The sequence below is a fragment of the Shewanella algidipiscicola genome (assembly GCF_900380485.1).
In the GTDB taxonomy this organism is placed as follows: Bacteria; Pseudomonadota; Gammaproteobacteria; order Enterobacterales; family Shewanellaceae; genus Shewanella; species Shewanella algidipiscicola.
Genome location: NZ_OXJV01000018.1, coordinates 38698 through 55203 on the forward strand (window position 1 = coordinate 38698; position 16506 = coordinate 55203).

General features: G+C 44.2%; 12 protein-coding genes. 1 reads left to right on the top strand and 11 read right to left on the bottom strand.

The window, feature by feature from the left end:
• Positions 1 to 53 precede the first annotated feature (53 nt).
• From deoD to pnp, 10 genes are all read right to left on the bottom strand, one after another.
• On the bottom strand, positions 54 to 764 hold the full coding sequence (gene deoD / locus DN599_RS14045) for a purine-nucleoside phosphorylase (RefSeq protein ID WP_110458224.1): 711 nt from the start codon (positions 762 to 764) through the stop codon (positions 54 to 56).
• Positions 765 to 859: 95 nt separating this feature from the next.
• Entirely contained in the window at positions 860 to 2077 is a 1218-nt protein-coding gene (locus DN599_RS14050) for a phosphopentomutase (protein WP_110458225.1), read from the bottom strand.
• Positions 2078 to 2088: 11 nt separating this feature from the next.
• The gene (gene deoA, locus DN599_RS14055; protein WP_110458226.1) at positions 2089 to 3420 is read right to left on the bottom strand and encodes a thymidine phosphorylase; all 1332 of its coding nucleotides are present in this window, start codon (positions 3418 to 3420) and stop codon (positions 2089 to 2091) included.
• A 177-nt stretch (positions 3421 to 3597) separates the two neighbouring features.
• The gene (gene deoC / locus DN599_RS14060; protein WP_110458227.1) at positions 3598 to 4371 is read right to left on the bottom strand and encodes a deoxyribose-phosphate aldolase; all 774 of its coding nucleotides are present in this window, start codon (positions 4369 to 4371) and stop codon (positions 3598 to 3600) included.
• 457 nt (positions 4372 to 4828) lie between these two features.
• On the bottom strand, positions 4829 to 5644 hold the full coding sequence (locus DN599_RS14065) for a nucleoside-specific channel-forming Tsx family protein (protein WP_110458228.1): 816 nt from the start codon (positions 5642 to 5644) through the stop codon (positions 4829 to 4831).
• Positions 5645 to 6021: 377 nt separating this feature from the next.
• Positions 6022 to 7281 (bottom strand): NupC/NupG family nucleoside CNT transporter, encoded by a 1260-nt coding sequence (locus tag DN599_RS14070; RefSeq protein WP_110458229.1) that lies wholly within the window; start codon positions 7279 to 7281, stop codon positions 6022 to 6024.
• A 177-nt stretch (positions 7282 to 7458) separates the two neighbouring features.
• Positions 7459 to 8280 carry a TatD family hydrolase gene (locus tag DN599_RS14075; protein ID WP_110458230.1) on the bottom strand — a complete coding sequence of 274 codons (822 nt, stop codon included), beginning with the start codon at positions 8278 to 8280 and terminating at the stop codon, positions 7459 to 7461.
• Positions 8281 to 8663: 383 nt separating this feature from the next.
• A complete protein-coding gene (prfC, locus tag DN599_RS14080) occupies positions 8664 to 10250 on the bottom strand; it encodes a peptide chain release factor 3 (RefSeq protein WP_110458231.1) in 1587 nt (528 codons plus the stop codon).
• 425 nt (positions 10251 to 10675) lie between these two features.
• Positions 10676 to 11566 (bottom strand): lipoprotein NlpI, encoded by an 891-nt coding sequence (gene nlpI, locus DN599_RS14085; protein WP_110458458.1) that lies wholly within the window; start codon positions 11564 to 11566, stop codon positions 10676 to 10678.
• Between the two features lie 129 nt (positions 11567 to 11695).
• Positions 11696 to 13798, bottom strand: coding sequence for a polyribonucleotide nucleotidyltransferase (gene pnp / locus DN599_RS14090; protein WP_110458232.1), 2103 nt, complete (start codon positions 13796 to 13798; stop codon positions 11696 to 11698).
• A gap of 194 nt (positions 13799 to 13992) precedes the next feature.
• On the opposite strand from pnp, the gene DN599_RS14095 reads away from it, so the two are divergent.
• Positions 13993 to 16026 (top strand): putative bifunctional diguanylate cyclase/phosphodiesterase, encoded by a 2034-nt coding sequence (locus DN599_RS14095; protein WP_110458233.1) that lies wholly within the window; start codon positions 13993 to 13995, stop codon positions 16024 to 16026.
• Between the two features lie 123 nt (positions 16027 to 16149).
• On the opposite strand, the gene rpsO is transcribed toward DN599_RS14095, so the two are convergent.
• Positions 16150 to 16419, bottom strand: coding sequence for a 30S ribosomal protein S15 (gene rpsO, locus DN599_RS14100; RefSeq protein ID WP_110458234.1), 270 nt, complete (start codon positions 16417 to 16419; stop codon positions 16150 to 16152).
• Positions 16420 to 16506: the final 87 nt, after the last annotated feature.

Here is a 16506-nt window from a genome sequence, read left to right on the forward strand (position 1 = left end):
CAAAAAAACGGGCACTAGGGCCCGTTTTAATCGATTAAAAGTGGTTGAGCCAATTACAGAGTAATTGCAGCTTCCAATGTCATTTCAATCATTTCGTTGAAGGTAGTTTGACGCTCTTCTGACGTAGTTTTCTCACCGGTACGGATATGATCTGATACGGTGACAACGCATAAGGCTTTAGCACCAAACTCTTTCGCGACGCCATATAGACCAGCCGCTTCCATTTCGACACCTAGTACGTCCATTTTTTCCATTACGTCAAACATTTCTGGATCTGGCGTATAGAACAAATCGGCAGAGAATACGTTACCTACGCGGTACTTAGTACCACGAGCGTCGGCAGCTTTAACTACAGCGCTTAGTAGGCTGTAATCACAAATTGCAGCGAAGTCTTGGTTTTTGAAACGCAGACGGTTAGTTTGCGAGTCAGTACAAGCACCCATACCGATGATCACATCGCGCACTTTAACGTCGGTGCTTACCGCACCACAGGTACCAACACGGATTAGGTTTTTAACACCATAATCTTTAATTAATTCAGTTGCATAGATTGAGCATGAAGGAATACCCATGCCTGAACCCATAACTGAAATGCGTACGCCTTTGTAAGTACCCGTGAAACCTAGCATGTTACGCACGTCAGTGACTTGCTCAACGTTCTCAAGGAAAGTTTCAGCAATGTATTTAGCACGTAGTGGATCGCCTGGGAATAACACGGTATCTGCAAATGCACCGTCTACTGCATTAATATGTGGTGTAGCCATCTATTTAACCCCTATTTTTTTAGACTTAAGTCTTTCTAGTACTGGCGGAAAATCAGCTCCGCCAAATCAATAATTCTAGACCATTTACAGGTAGATTAACCTACAAATGATGTGCCATATTCCATCGGTTCAAGCTCAAAGTAGCTTGCGATACTCTGGCCAATATCGGCAAAACTGTTACGCAGCCCAAGCGAGCCTGCGGTTAACCCGGCGCCATAGGCTAATACCGGTACACGCTCACGGGTGTGATCGCTACCAGGCCAGGTCGGGTCACAACCGTGATCGGCAGTCAGCAGTAATAAATCATCGTCATCTAGCAGTGCCAATATTTCAGGTAAGCGGCTGTCAAAATACTCCAGTGCACGAGCATAGCCAGCGATATCGCGGCGATGACCGTAATGAGAGTCAAAATCAACAAAGTTGGTAAAGACTAGAGTACGGTCACCCGCCAGCTTAACTTGCTCAAGTGTCGCATCGAATAGGGCTTCTAAGCCAGTCGCTTTCACTTTTTGGGTAATGCCACAGTGAGCATAAATATCGGCAATCTTACCGACACTGACCACTTCGCCGCCAGATTCTTTCAATTTATCCAGTACGGTTTTTGCTGGCGGCTCAACCGCATAATCACGGCGATTGCCAGTACGAGCGAAATCACTAGGGCCAGTGCCAACAAAGGGACGCGCAATAACGCGGCCAATGTTATATGGCTCTAGTTCTTCACGGGCAATAATGCACAGCTCATACAGTTTCTCGAGACCAAAGGACTCTTCATGGCAGGCAATTTGGAATACCGAGTCGGCTGAGGTGTAAAAAATTGGCATACCAGAACGCATATGCTCTTCACCCAGCTCTTCTAAAATCGCGGTGCCAGAAGCGTGACAATTACCTAAATAATCGCTCAGACCCGCTCTTGCCAAAATCTTATCAGTCAGCTCTTTCGGAAAAGAGTTGGTTAGATCGCTGAAGTAGCCCCACTCATAAAGCACTGGCACGCCCGCCATTTCCCAATGGCCACTGGGAGTATCTTTACCCGAACTTAATTCATCAGCATGGCCATAAGCCCCAATGATCTCAACGTCATCGCTGAAACCTTGTGGCATCTTGCCCGTGCTCTCTTTAGCCGCTAACGCTAAACCCAGTTTAACAAGGTTTGGCAACTTTAATGGCCCTTCGCGACCATCGTTAGCTTTACCTTCGGCGCACGCTTTGGCGATATTACCAAAGGTGTCTGAGCCCACATCACCAAACGCTTGTGCATCTGATGCTGCACCGACGCCGAATGAGTCAAGCATCATAATTACTGTTCTTTTCATCGTTTACTCTCCTAGAGATCAGATTGACGAATGTAACGATAGATCTCTGGTGTTTTTTCTGGCGCGGTATCGCCAATATGAATCGCATTTTGTACGGCCTGCGCCGCGGCATCAAATGCATCTTCCGATTGTGCATGGATCATGGCTATGGGTTTATCGGCGGTGATTTCATCACCTAATGCACAGACTTGGGTTAACCCGACACTGTAATCGAGTTTATCACCAGGTTTACGCCGTCCACCACCTAAGGTCACCACAGCTAAACCCAGTTCGCGAGTGTCCATTGCCGTAGCAAATCCGCTACGGTTAGCATACACAGGACGAATAATGGCTGAGTGTGGCAGATAGTTAGCGTAGTTTTCGATAAAGTCACTCGGACCACCAAGACCCGAAATCATCCGGCCAAAGATTTCGGCGGCTTTACCGTTATCAAGGACGCGATTAAGCATGTCACGCGCTTGGGCTTCGTTGGCCGCTAGGCCACCCAGTTGCAACATCTCGGCGCACAGCCCCATAGTAACAGCATATAAACGGGGATTACGATACGCGCCCGTTAAGAAGTCCACCGCCTCTTTCACCTCAACGGCATTACCCGCACAAGACGCCAAGACCTGGTTCATGTCGGTCAATAATGCGGTGGTCTTTGTTCCTGCGCCATTGGCAACGGCGGTGATAGAACGTGCTAATGCTTCAGATGCTTCGTAGGTCGGCATGAAAGCGCCGCTGCCCACTTTGACATCCATCGCGAGTGCATCAAGGCTGCAGGCCAGTTTTTTCGACAAGATAGAAGCGGTGATAAGCGAGATAGATTCAACCGTAGCGGTATTATCCCTGATAGAATAGAAGCGCTTATCGGCAGGGACTAAGTCACCCGTTTGACCAATAATGGCAACGCCGACGTCTTTAACCACCTGCCGAAACAGCTGACTGTCGGGTTCAGTTTGGTAACCCGGAATAGCATCAAACTTATCTAGCGTACCACCAGTATGGCCAAGCCCTCGGCCAGATATCATAGGCACATAACCGCCACACGCAGCGGCCATGGGGCCAAGCATGAGGCTTATCACATCACCCACACCACCGGTACTGTGTTTGTCAATAATCGGACCATTTAGCCCTAAACTATCCCAATTAAGCACGGTACCAGAGTCACGCATCGCCGTGGTGAGCGCAATACGCTCATCCATATTCATGTCATTAAAATAAACCGCCATGCCTAGGGCCGCGATCTGCCCCTCTGACACACTATTATCAGTGATCCCTTTAACGAAGAACTGAATCTCTGCGGTGGTTAATGCTTCGCCATTACGTTTTTTACGAATAATTTCTTGTGCTAAAAACATGGTGCTGCCTCCAAGTTTGCCGCTAATGCTATGTAATAACGACAAGCTCTTTTATAAGACGCCATGCCAGTCTACGGATAAGGTAAAACACTGGCTGAAATGGCGTCTTCAATTAGATTTAGATCACACTTAATTTAAACGCTAACTCACTAAACTGATTAAGCCTTAGCTTAAGTATTAGTAGCCTTGTGGCCCTTTAGGGGCGTCGGCTAACTCTAAAGTATGCAGCAAGTTAGTGAGTAGGCTCGATGCACCAAAGCGGAACGTTGCAGGGCTGACCCAATCATCACCGAGTATGCGGGCGGCAAGGCCTAAGAACTCGGCCGCAGCAGCGGCATCACGAACACCACCGGCAGGCTTAAAGCCCACTTTCGGGTTCTTTTCGCTGATCACTGTCATCATGATTTCAGCCGCCTCTAAGGTGGCATTGACAGCGACTTTACCTGTTGAGGTCTTGATAAAGTCTGCGCCAGCATCGATAGAGAGTTCTGAAGCACGGCGAATTAATGCTGGATCTTGCAACACACCCGATTCGATAATGACTTTTAGTAAGACATCATCACCGCACTCTTCTTTACAGGCTTTAACAAGCTCAAAACCTATGGTTTCATTGCCTTCCATTAACGCACGGTAAGGGAACACAACATCCACTTCATCGGCGCCATAAGCCACTGCTGCGCGGGTTTCGAGTACCGCAATAGCAATGTCATCGTTGCCATGAGGGAAATTAGTCACTGTGGCGATTTTAATCTCTTCACAGCCCATATCATTGAGGGTTTTGCGCGCAATAGGAATGAAGCGAGGATAGATACAAATGGCGGCGGTATTGCCTGCAGGGGTCTGCGCTTTATGACAAAGCTCGATCACTTTTTGATCGGTATCGTCGTCATTTAACGTGGTCAAGTCCATCAATTGAATGGCTTGTTGTGCTGCTTTTTTTAAATCGCTCATAATAGCTCTCCGAGACGTAATTTATTAATTGAAAATAATAAAAAGAGATCGACGTATGACAGCGCCTAAGAGTTGGCAATTGTGATTATTGTTATGGCCGGGCCTTCAGCGTTGGCATAAAACAAGCCAATCCCCATTACAGGAATATGGCATATGTTTTACACATTCAGGAGTTCATTGCCGCACACTATGTTGCGAGCCATCCTGAAACAAGGTAACGACTTGAATCCTTGAAGACCGGGAAGGGGAACGAATTATTATCACTGTAGAGTAGTGTTCCTGCCTTTCCGCGAAAAATCCATTTTAGCGCGTAAAACGACTAACCTTTATCTAAACAAGCTCTATCAATATAGTTCATGCTTAAGTAAAAATTAACCTATCTCGTGAGATGAAACTCCTTTACAAGATAATAATTTGGAGCCGCCAACGCGGCTCCAAATACTTACTTATTCTAATCTTAGAACTTGTAAGTTGCCGAGAAATAGTGGCTGATGCCGCTAGATTCAAAAGCATCAGTATCTGGAATCAAATAGACTTCGTTGTATGCTTTCAGACCATAGCCAAGCGCATAACGATCTGAATGCCAATATAAACCTAAGAACGCTGCACCACCATGAGTAGCTTGCTCTCCACCATGGTACTCTTTATCTGCACCAAACTGGTAATCAACATAGCCTTGGAAAGATAAGAAGCTCTTGTTTTCGAAGAAATAGAAAGGCTTGAACCAGTTAGCTGAGAACTGATAACCATTCCAATCTTTCTTGTTCAGATCATAAAGACCATAAAGGTTCACACCCGTTTTACCTAACCAAGGCACCATTACATCGGCACCTATACCCCAGAAAGAGTTGTTTGGATTAAAGTCACCATGTCCGCCACCCCAGTTAAATAGAGTAGAGAAGTAAACTTCCTGGATTGGTCCAAAAGACAGATCTTTGCCAGTCAACGCATCGATAGAAACACGTGGAGCAAACTTCATGAACATTTTATCTGAGTCTGCTTTATCGCTTGAACTTCTCTCTGTAGGGTTAAATAGATCTACATAGCCATAAAGATCAAAAATACCAGAACGACCACCAAATTCCATTTCAAGATAATCATGACCTGAATGAGCATCTGGCGAACGCGGTTGTTCTTCTAGAGCATACATATAGTTAAACTGCATCCACTTGTAATCGCTACCGTGTAGGTCTGAGCGATCAGCTGCAAACGCTGTACCTGACATCGCAGCTACCGCTGTAGCAGCTAAAGCTAAAGTTTTAACGTTTTTCATCATCAACCCCATTATTTTATGGTTTTACTGCTCTTAAAGAGTCAGTGCTTCTTTTTGTTTCGCGCCGCATTTTACCCAAACGGTACTAAATGACAATACAATTAACGTAAAAATGCGAACACAATTTTCTAACATAAAAACAAACTGCAATGATTGGTCAACGCTAGTAAATATTGACCCTATTTACAAGCTGACTTCCCTGAGTTCGTTGGTCTAGCACCCTCATAAATCTGTAGCTACAGACACATGATTAGCTAGTACAGTGTTAATTAATAACGCTGTTTTGCTTGTTGTGAAAAATGGTGTAGTTAACTTTGACCCTGCCCTGCTGGGCAGAGTCATCATTCAGGGGCATCCCCCAAGAAATTACCTGAGACTTATAACGCTAGGAATAGACCCGCAAGCGTCGCACTCATCAAGTTTGCTAATGAACCAGCAATCACCGCACGGAAACCTAGCTTAGCAAGGTCGTGACGACGGCTTGGCGCCATTGAACCTAAACCACCAAGTAAGATAGCGATTGAAGATAAGTTAGCGAAGCCACATAGTGCGAACGAGATGATAGCTTTAGTTCTATCCGTCATCACTGCATTCGTTGCTTCAACTAATAGACCGCCATCAGCCACATCTTTTAGGTATGGAGCAAAATTGAGGTATGCAACGAATTCGTTAACCACAATCTTTTGACCGATGAAAGAACCGGCAACTAAAGCCTCGTTCCAAGGTACACCGATAAGGAATGCAAGTGGCATAAACACATAGCCTAAAATTAGCTCTAGAGTGATACCCTCTAAGCCAAACAGACCCGTTACACCACCAATGATGCCGTTAAGCATGGCAATCAGACCCACGAAAGCAAGTAGCATAGCACCCACGTTTAATGCTAAATGCATACCCGATGAAGCACCTGCAGCAGCAGCATCTAATACGTTAGCTGGCTTATCAGGATCGTCTGGAAGCTCAGCCATTTCATTAACCGTTTTCTCGGTTTCTGGATGCATCAGCTTAGCCATTAATAGACCACCTGGAGCTGCCATGAAAGATGCAGCAACAAGGTACTGGATAGGTACACCCATCTGCGCGTAACCGGCTAAGACCGAACCCGCGATTGAGGCTAAACCACCGACCATGATGGCAAACAGCTCAGATTGCGTCATTGTCGCGATAAACGGACGAACCACAAGTGGCGCTTCAGTTTGACCAACGAAGATATTGGCTGTCGCAGACATAGATTCAGTACGGCTAGTACCCAAGGCTTTTTGTAGCGCACCACCGATAATACGGATGATCCACTGCATGATGCCAAGGTAGTAAAGTACGGCGATAAGTGAAGAGAAGAATACGATAACCGGTAGCACGTTAACCGCGAAGATGAAACCAACTTTGAAGTTAGCTAAATCGCCGAAAAGGAAGCTGATACCGTCTTGTGCGTAACTAATAACGCTTGATACGCCATCAGAGACTGTTTGAAGAATATCTTTACCGACTGGAACATATAACACGAAACCTGCGAAGAACGCCTGAATAGCCAGCGCGCCAAACACAGTGCGGAAGTTAATAGCTTTTTTGTTATTTGATAACAAAAAACCTATTGCAAGTAGGGTGACCACCCCTACCAAGCTCATTAAAATATCCATTAACCATCACCCTATTGTTAATAATTTTTAATTATGTTGTTAACCAACCTTTTTCAACATCAGATTATACCCGAGCGATTGGTTAAAATCGTCGTTTTGATCAAGTTTTTGAAGTTTTATTTCAACACGTTAGACCATAAATTTGATGCGCCCCACATCTGTTTTTTAAAAATCAAATTAGAGGTCAAAGAGTTGCAGGGTATTTCGAAACACTTGTTCTGAAACTAGAACGCGAGATTTTTTCTGCAACATTGCAATTTCTGCGATCAATAAATGCAACATTAAGTTAGATTCGCTGATATTATCGTCAACATCTGGTTTTTCCTGCTGTAAAGCAAGAGCCAGATCGGTCTCAACCACTAAAGATGCTAAGGGCAGATTGACAATGGACTCTCGTAGCTTTTTGGCCGTTTTGTTAAATAGTAGATGGCCGATCCCCAGCTTCATACCACAATCGAGATACTGCTGCGCCAATTGAGTACTGCCATAAAAGCCATGGATCACTCCCGCTTTGTTTAATGGATAACGCTTAAGTAAATGCAATACTTCATTATGAGCTTTGACACTGTGAATTATTACTGGCAAGTCAAAACGCTGCGCCAAACTTAACTGCGCCTCGAAACAGTGAATTTGCATATCCCACGTGTCACGATATCCACCATCGAGGCCACATTCACCAATCGCCACTAAGCGTTTGTCTTGCTTGTTTTTTATCAGTAATTGTTCAAGTTGAACTATGTCACTAGGCCATTGCTCATCGCAATACCAAGGATGAATGCCTAAGGCATAACTGCAATCATATTGCTTCGCTACGGCGCGTTGCTTAGCCCAATGGGCAGCAGATACTCCTGGGATCACTGCATGCAATAAACCCAGTCGCTGCATGTGCAACATTAATATGTCACGCTTTGCATCAAACAAATCAAAATCTAGGTGGATATGGCTGTCAATAACGGGCATCACTGGTGCCTTAGCGTTAAAAGTAATACGATTGACCATACGCTTAAGCCCCCTTTAATGGCTGTCATGCGATGAACACTTGGCTGATGGTTCAATGTCATCAAACATCAGCTTGGATGAAGTGACACCTTGTACTTGAGCTTTCTGCGCCGAACGCGCGTTACTAAACCCTGCTCAGCCAGTATGGCACGCACAACATCGCTGGCTATTTTTGGTAAATCCCATGCGATCGCACCAAGCAATGTAGGTTTGCCACCATGTACATTTCATTTAACGGCTCTCACAACGAGCATGCTTACAATAAGGGGGTTAAATGACACGACTAAAACCACTCTATTTTAGACAAAAAAAAAGCAGACGGATCTGCTTTTTTTTATCTGCAATGCTGAGCGCAATGCTATAGAGACAAGCTTGATTAAATCTTAGTTTTCGCGTGTTTTGGCAAACTCAATATCTGGATAACGCTCCATCGACAAGTTGAGATTAACCATAGTCGGTGCGATATAGGTTAAGTTATCGCCACCATCGAGTGCTAAGTTATTACTGCACTTGCGCTTAAAGTCATCCAGCTTTTTGTGATCGTCACAATAAACCCAGCGAGCCGTTGCTACGCTGATCGCTTCGTAAATAGCTTCCACTTTGTATTCGCTTTTTAAGCGCTGTACAACCACCTCAAACTGCAGCACACCGACAGCGCCGACGATTAAATCGTTAGTGTCTAAGGGTCTAAACACCTGTACGGCCCCCTCTTCTGACAGCTGCACTAAGCCTTTTAGCAGTTGCTTTTGTTTTAATGGATCTTTTAAACGAATTCGGCGGAACATTTCCGGGGCAAAATTAGGGATACCGGTATAGCGAAATTTATCACCTTGAGTAAAGGTATCACCGATTCGAATCGTACCGTGGTTATGCAAGCCTATGATGTCGCCAGGATAAGCCGCCTCGGCGCGATTACGATCTCCTGCCATAAAGGTCAAAGCATCACTGACATTGACATCTTTACCTATACGCACATGATGCATCTTCATGCCTTGCTCGTAACGTCCAGTACAGATACGCATAAAGGCCACACGGTCACGATGTTTAGGGTCCATGTTGGCTTGAATCTTAAACACAAAACCACTGAACTTTGGCTCTTCAGGCTCCATGACTCTGACATCGGTTTCGCGCGCTTGTGGACGCGGTGCCCATTGCACGATACCGTCAAGAATATGGTCAACACCAAAGTTACCCAATGCGGTACCAAAGAAAACCGGAGTCAGTTCACCTTTTAGAAAGGCATCTAAATCAAACTCATTAGAGGCGCCTAAAACGAGTTCCATCTCATCACGGATCTCTTGCGCATAGCTGCCAATGGCTTGGTCTAGCTCAGGATTATTTAACCCTTTAATGATCTGTGAATCTTGAATCGTATGTCCCATACCATTTTGATACAGGATCACCTCATCACGCAACAGGTGATAGACCCCTTTAAACTCTTTACCTGCGCCAATGGGCCAAGTGATCGGGGCGCAAGCAATATTGAGTACATTTTCTACTTCGTCCATCAACTCAATCGGATCTCGAATATCACGGTCGAGCTTGTTCATGAAGGTGACAATCGGCGTGTCACGTAGACGCGTCACTTCCATTAATTTGATGGTACGTTGCTCAACACCTTTAGCTGAATCGATCACCATCAAACAAGAGTCAACGGCGGTCAATGTACGGTAAGTATCTTCCGAAAAGTCTTCGTGACCTGGGGTATCAAGCAGGTTAACCAAGGCGTCACGATAAGGAAATTGCATCACAGAGGTGGTAATGGAAATACCACGATCTTTTTCCATTTCCATCCAGTCTGATTTAGCATGCTGGCCTGATTTTTTGCCTTTTACCGTACCGGCTTTTTGCAAAGCGTTGCCGAACAGCAATACCTTTTCAGTAATGGTAGTCTTACCGGCATCGGGGTGAGAGATAATAGCGAATGTTCTTCGCTTATTGATTTCGTTAAGGAAAGTCTGGTCAGCCATTAAAAGTTCTTTTTTAGTTGGTACACGAACCGAGCACGCGTTACTGTAACCCATGGGGCGACTGCGTTAACCAATTCGTTAGGTGAATAATCATTGGCGCCTATTTTCACCGATTTAGGCGTTATAAACAATCAATGCGGTGCAGATAGATGGGGCTTTTTTACTAAAACCTAAGATCAAGATGTGAAGTTTAGTGTGACACTAACACTAAACTTCAATCATAAAGACATAAATCTAACGTCATATTACCTAAAGAAATAATGCGATAAGATATTTATTGCTTGGTATATGACTTATCAACCATTTGAAAATAAAGGTTATTATAAAGTAACCTCACTTTTTTTCGGTTACAAGAGCAATGATAAGACATTGAACAAATAATCATTCTTCCAGCCAAAACAATATAATTGATCTCATTAGAATAATCACTCTTGGTTTAAGCTTTGGCTGATTTTAGCTAACTCAACTCTGGCATATCTATGTTCGACAAAATCATAAATATTGGTGGCCAGCGCTAAACGAAAGTAATTAGCCGCATCATTATAGCGCTGCTGCTGTTGTGCCACTTTGGCAATATAAAAATAAGCTTCACATAGTCGCTCAGCATATTCATTAGGGTGTGTTAACCCCTGCTTGGCTAAATCAAACACTTGTTCTCGGCTAGCATCACCTAAGTAATAGTCAATTATAATCGTCGACCAAGCACTATCTGCCAATTTATGACGGTGGGCCCGTAAATGCTTTTGTGCGCGTTCAATATCGATTTTAGCTTCAATTATGTATAACCATAATGCACGGTAACCATCTTGCTCATCACCATCATAAAAGCTCTGCATATCACTTAGCGCTAACTCATTACGTTCGCCGTAGTAGAGTGCAATACCGCGATTTAAATAGGCATAGTCGTAATCGGGGGAAAGATCTAATACGGCATCGAAAGCTTCATAGGCACTCTCAAACTCACCTTCTTGAGTATAATAAATACCAAGAAAATTATAGGCATCGGCTAAATTTGGCTGTAGTTTTAACGCTTGATGAAAATCAATACGGCTTAAAATGCGTAACCCAACACTGTCGTAAATGACACCACGATCATAATGAAAGCGAGCGCGTTGCTCTACGGTCAATTCAGCTGAAGCTAAGATGTCATTTAGGCGGGCAAGGGTCACTTCTAACTTATAATCGGGCATCACTGGTGCAACAATCAGTTGGCCCTGCTCTGCATTTTGTCCTAATTGAGTCGATACACATCCTGTAAGCAGTATACTCAGAGCAGCCATCACCGCGACTGTAGTTGTACGCAATTGATAAGTCATCCATTTAACCTTATTTGCTTCGCTAATAGCCTCAATCATAGCAATCCCTAATAGCAACGGCTATCTGCATTTTAAAAATTCCAATAAAAAAGGAGACCTAAAGGTCTCCTTTAATTAGAAGGCGAAAAATTACTCGCTAGCAGCTTCCGCTTTAGGTTGCGCTTCTTTCATTGAAAGACGCACACGACCTTGGCGATCGACTTCCATTACCTTCACTTTTACATCTTGACCGACTTCAAGGAAGTCAGACACATTCGCTACACGCTCTTCAGCGATTTGAGAAATATGTACTAGGCCATCTTTACCAGGAAGAATGGTAACAAACGCACCAAAATCAACAATACGTACCACTTTACCGTTATATACAGTGCCCACTTCAACTTCAGCAGTGATCTCTTGAATACGACGAATCGCCTCTTGAGTCGCTTCACCATTTGACGATGCGATCTTAACAGTACCATCATCTTCAAGCTCGATAGTCGTGCCGGTCTCTTCGGTTAGCGCACGGATAGTTGCACCACCTTTACCAATCACGTCACGGATCTTCTCAGGGTTGATCTTGATAGTAGTAATACGTGGTGCGTGATCAGAGATATCGTCACGATGTGAACCAATGGCTTGGTCCATCACATTGAGGATATGTACACGAGCGCCATAAGCTTGTTGCAATGCAATTTGCATGATCTCTTGTGTGATACCTTCAATCTTGATATCCATCTGTAATGCCGTGATACCGTCACGAGTACCCGCCACTTTAAAGTCCATGTCACCTAAGTGATCTTCATCGCCTAGAATGTCAGAAAGTACGACGAAATTATCACCTTCTTTAACAAGACCCATAGCAATACCTGCAACAGACGTCTTGATCGGAACACCCGCATCCATTAACGCTAACGAGGTACCACAAACAGAAGCCATTGAACTTGAACCGTTAGATTCAGTGATTTCTGATACGACACGAACACTGTATGGGAACTCTTCAGCAGATGGCATAACCGCATTAATACCACGCCATGCTAGCTTACCGTGACCAATTTCACGACGCTTTGGTGAACCAACCATGCCTGTTTCACCAACAGAGTATGGAGGGAAGTTGTAATGCAACATAAAGCGATTAGTGTATTCGCCCATGATGCTATCAACTTTCTGCGCATCGCGCTCGGTACCTAAGGTACAGGTTACTAATGCCTGAGTTTCACCACGTGTAAACAGTGCACTACCGTGAGTACGTGGCAATACGCCAGCCATCACGCTAAGCGCACGTACCATATCAGGTTCGCGACCATCGATACGTGGGTTACCAGCGATAATACGGTTACGTACGACACTCTTTTCTAAGCTGCCCAGTAACTTGTCGAGCTCACGTAAATCAACATTAGCATCTTCTTCAACTAACTTAGCAACGGTCGCTTCTTTTAATGCACTAACGGCATCACGACGTTCATGCTTAGCAGTGATTTGGTATGCCGCAGTCATATCCGCTTCGGCCAATACCTTAATCTTCGCCACTAAGCCTTCGTCCGCTTTTGGCGCAGTCCAATCCCAGTCAGGCTTACCAGCTTCTGCTTTTAGCTCGCGAATCGCATCGATAACTAATTGCTGTTGTTGGTGACCATAAACCACACCACCTAACATAACTTCTTCTGGTAATGCATCGGCTTCTGATTCAACCATCAGAACGGCACCTTGAGTACCAGCAACAATCAAATCAAGTTGGCTATCAGCAAGTTGACTCACATCAGGGTTTAATACGTACTCGCCGTTGATATAACCAACACGAGCAGCACCCAAAGGACCATTGAACGGCAGGCCAGAGATAGCTAATGCCGCAGAGGTACCAATCATAGAAATAACATCAGGATTGATTTCAGGATCGACAGAAAGCACTGTGATAATTACCTGAACTTCATTCTTGAAGCCATTTGGAAATAGTGGACGGATTGGACGGTCAATAAGACGTGCAATCAGTGTTTCGTTTTCAGATGGACGACCTTCACGCTTGAAAAATCCACCAGGGATCTTACCTGCTGCGTATGTCTTTTCCTGATAATTAACGGTTAGCGGGAAAAAGTCACGACCTGGCTCTTCAGCTTTCTTTCCGACAACAGTGACCAGTACTGTTGTATCACCCATACTTGCTAAAACAGCAGCGTCAGCTTGACGTGCAATAACCCCAGTCTCTAATGTGACTGTATGTTGACCATATTCAAAACTTTTTACGATTGGATTCACGTGAACCATTCCTTAATTTAATAACCTTATTTTCCCGTGTAAGTATACTTCAAGTCTATTCAATAGATAAAGAGCACATGTGGATGACAAAGCTTAATCTTTTCTCTAAAGTGGCAAGATTAAGTGGTTTTCTGCAATCTCTAGCGGCTTTTTTTGTAATATACTGTAAAGAGTCGCCAAAATAGGAATGGCAAATGAGCGCGAGTTTCAAGTCATTAACATGGAAACAGACAACCTTAGTGGTATTTTCGGCGCTTTTTTTTGCCATTGCCATCTTCATTGTCGAAATTGCACTCGTCAGCGTTTCGGCCAGACAACAATTGATCGAAGCGCAATTTGAACTACTCAATTCTGTTGAGCAGCCTGCCGCAAATGCAGTATGGGCTCTGGACGACCACTTGGCCAAGCAAACCTTAACGGGTGTATTAAAGGTCGAACATGTCGCACAAGCCAGTATACAACTTGAAGACGGCATACAATTTGTCACCATGGCCAATACGCCAAGCGACAGAGGTATCATAGGTCTACTTAGTCAAAGACTGTTTAGTGACCTAAAACAAACATCACGGACATTACACCGTCCCTCAACATCCGATGTTGCCATATCACCAGAAATTATCGGCACCTTGATTGTTGGTTATAACACTCAAGAATTAACCGACTCACTGCTGTCACAGCTTAAATTTAGCTTCTTGGCCACTTTACTAAGGGCGCTGTTGGTAACTTTGGTACTATCGGTACTGTTTCATCGTTTTTTAACTAAACCAATAGCGCAAATAAGCGAAGCGATTGATAAGATTGATCCCGAATCCCCCGATGAAAACTTATTGCCAATGTCACCTGAGCATAAGGATGATGAACTAGGTTTAGTCACCTCTAAATTTAACCAAATCCTCATTCAGTTTGGTCAGACTCAAAATAAACTCCGTAAAATGGCGACACGTGATCCGCTTACGGGGCTTTCTAACCGCACCTTATTACTCGAAACAATCGCCATATCGATACAGCGTGCGCGCGTTCATCAACAAGCTTTTAGCCTACTCTTCATCGATCTGGACCGCTTTAAAAACATTAACGATTCTCTGGGACACGCCATGGGGGATCAATTCCTCGCCAGAATCGCTAGAGTCTTAGAGCGAGCGATTGGTGACACAGGCACGGTCGCAAGGCTCGGTGGTGATGAATTTGTTATTTTAGCCAATGAAGCTCATACACCAGATCAAGCCGCAGATATAGTCGACAAACTGTTAATGGAACTCAACCTCCCACTGCAACTTAACGAGCACACTATCCATCCTGCGGCATCTGTGGGTATCGCACTATACCCAGATGATGGCTTAACCGCCGAAGACTTGATCCGCCATGCCGATATTGCCATGTATAGCGCCAAAGCAGCCGGAACAAATCAGTGGGCATTCTTTAAGCAGCAAATGACTGAGCGCGCCGCAGTAAGGCTAAGAACAGAAGCCTCATTACATGATGCCTTTAAAAACAATGAGTTTTTATTGCACTTTCAACCCAAGTTTAATATTAAAACCGGTGAGGTTGTCGCCTGTGAAGCGCTAATTCGTTGGAAAAAAGAGGGACGCCTGATCAGCCCTATGGCATTTATTCCCATCGCGGAGGAAACTGGCATCATCATTCCAATAGGGCGCTGGGTTATAGAAGAAGCCTGTAAAACCCTCAAGCATTGGCAACGACGCTACAACGTAGCATTACCAATAGCCGTCAATGTGGCCTCACAGCAGTTTGCAGACCCCAGTTTAGTACCCGATATTAAACAGCTCGCCTTGAGGTACCAAATAGAGCCACATTTACTTGAGTTTGAGATCACCGAAACATCATTGATGAATGATATTGAATTAGCCATCAATAAACTTGAGCAGCTAAAGTCGGCTGGTTTTAGTATCGCTGTAGATGACTTTGGTATCGGTTACTCATCTTTGTCTTACCTCAAGCATCTGCCGATCACCACCATGAAAATCGATCGCTGCTTCGTAAATGACTTGCCACACGAAAGTCCGATAGCCTCGACAATTTTAATGTTAGGCCAGCAACTTAATTTACACATTGTGGCCGAGGGCATTGAAAATGAGGCCCAATTAAATTGGTTAAAGCAGATGGATTGTGAAATTGGTCAGGGATTCTATTACAGTCAACCGCTGCCATTAGATGAATTTGAAGCTAAGTATATTGCGCCAAACACCGCAACGATTAGTCAGATATAAACCAAAGAACAAGAGAAATAAGTAGCGAATATATCGTCTACATTTTTAATTAAGTTTGCTGAAATATAAGCAAAAAAAAGGAGGCTAAGCCTCCTTTATTTACTACCATACACTAATGTAATATTAGCGACGTAGACCTAGCTTTTTGATCAGTTCTTGGTAGCGAACGTTTTCAGTGCGCTTAAGGTAAGCAAGAAGCTTACGACGTGAGCTAACCATACGAAGCAAACCACGACGTGAGTGATGATCATGGATGTGCTCTTTGAAGTGACCTTGCAGATGGTTGATCTGTGCAGTCAAAAGGGCTACTTGAACTTCAGTTGAACCTGAATCATTCTCACAACGACCGAAATCAGCCAAAATTTGTGCTTTTACTTCTGTACTTAGTGACATTTTTATCTCCAAAAATAATATAAATACTTTAGCCGATCACTAACTCAGCCAAAGAGAGCGCGATATAGTAACGATTTTAGCCATCAC

Excerpts from the sequence above, each read along its gene's own strand:
- deoD (WP_110458224.1), bottom strand. The coding sequence starts at position 764 with ATGGCTACACCACATATTAATGCAGTAGACGGTGCATTTGCAGATACC.
- DN599_RS14075 (WP_110458230.1), bottom strand. The coding sequence starts at position 8,280 with ATGGTCAATCGTATTACTTTTAACGCTAAGGCACCAGTGATGCCCGTT.
- DN599_RS14095 (WP_110458233.1), top strand. The coding sequence starts at position 13,993 with ATGAGCGCGAGTTTCAAGTCATTAACATGGAAACAGACAACCTTAGTG.
- deoA (WP_110458226.1), bottom strand. The coding sequence starts at position 3,420 with ATGTTTTTAGCACAAGAAATTATTCGTAAAAAACGTAATGGCGAAGCA.
- DN599_RS14065 (WP_110458228.1), bottom strand. The coding sequence starts at position 5,644 with ATGAAAAACGTTAAAACTTTAGCTTTAGCTGCTACAGCGGTAGCTGCG.
- deoC (WP_110458227.1), bottom strand. The coding sequence starts at position 4,371 with ATGAGCGATTTAAAAAAAGCAGCACAACAAGCCATTCAATTGATGGAC.
- DN599_RS14050 (WP_110458225.1), bottom strand. The coding sequence starts at position 2,077 with ATGAAAAGAACAGTAATTATGATGCTTGACTCATTCGGCGTCGGTGCA.
- rpsO (WP_110458234.1), bottom strand. The coding sequence starts at position 16,419 with ATGTCACTAAGTACAGAAGTAAAAGCACAAATTTTGGCTGATTTCGGT.
- nlpI (WP_110458458.1), bottom strand. The coding sequence starts at position 11,566 with ATGACTTATCAATTGCGTACAACTACAGTCGCGGTGATGGCTGCTCTG.
- DN599_RS14070 (WP_110458229.1), bottom strand. The coding sequence starts at position 7,281 with ATGGATATTTTAATGAGCTTGGTAGGGGTGGTCACCCTACTTGCAATA.
- prfC (WP_110458231.1), bottom strand. The coding sequence starts at position 10,250 with ATGGCTGACCAGACTTTCCTTAACGAAATCAATAAGCGAAGAACATTC.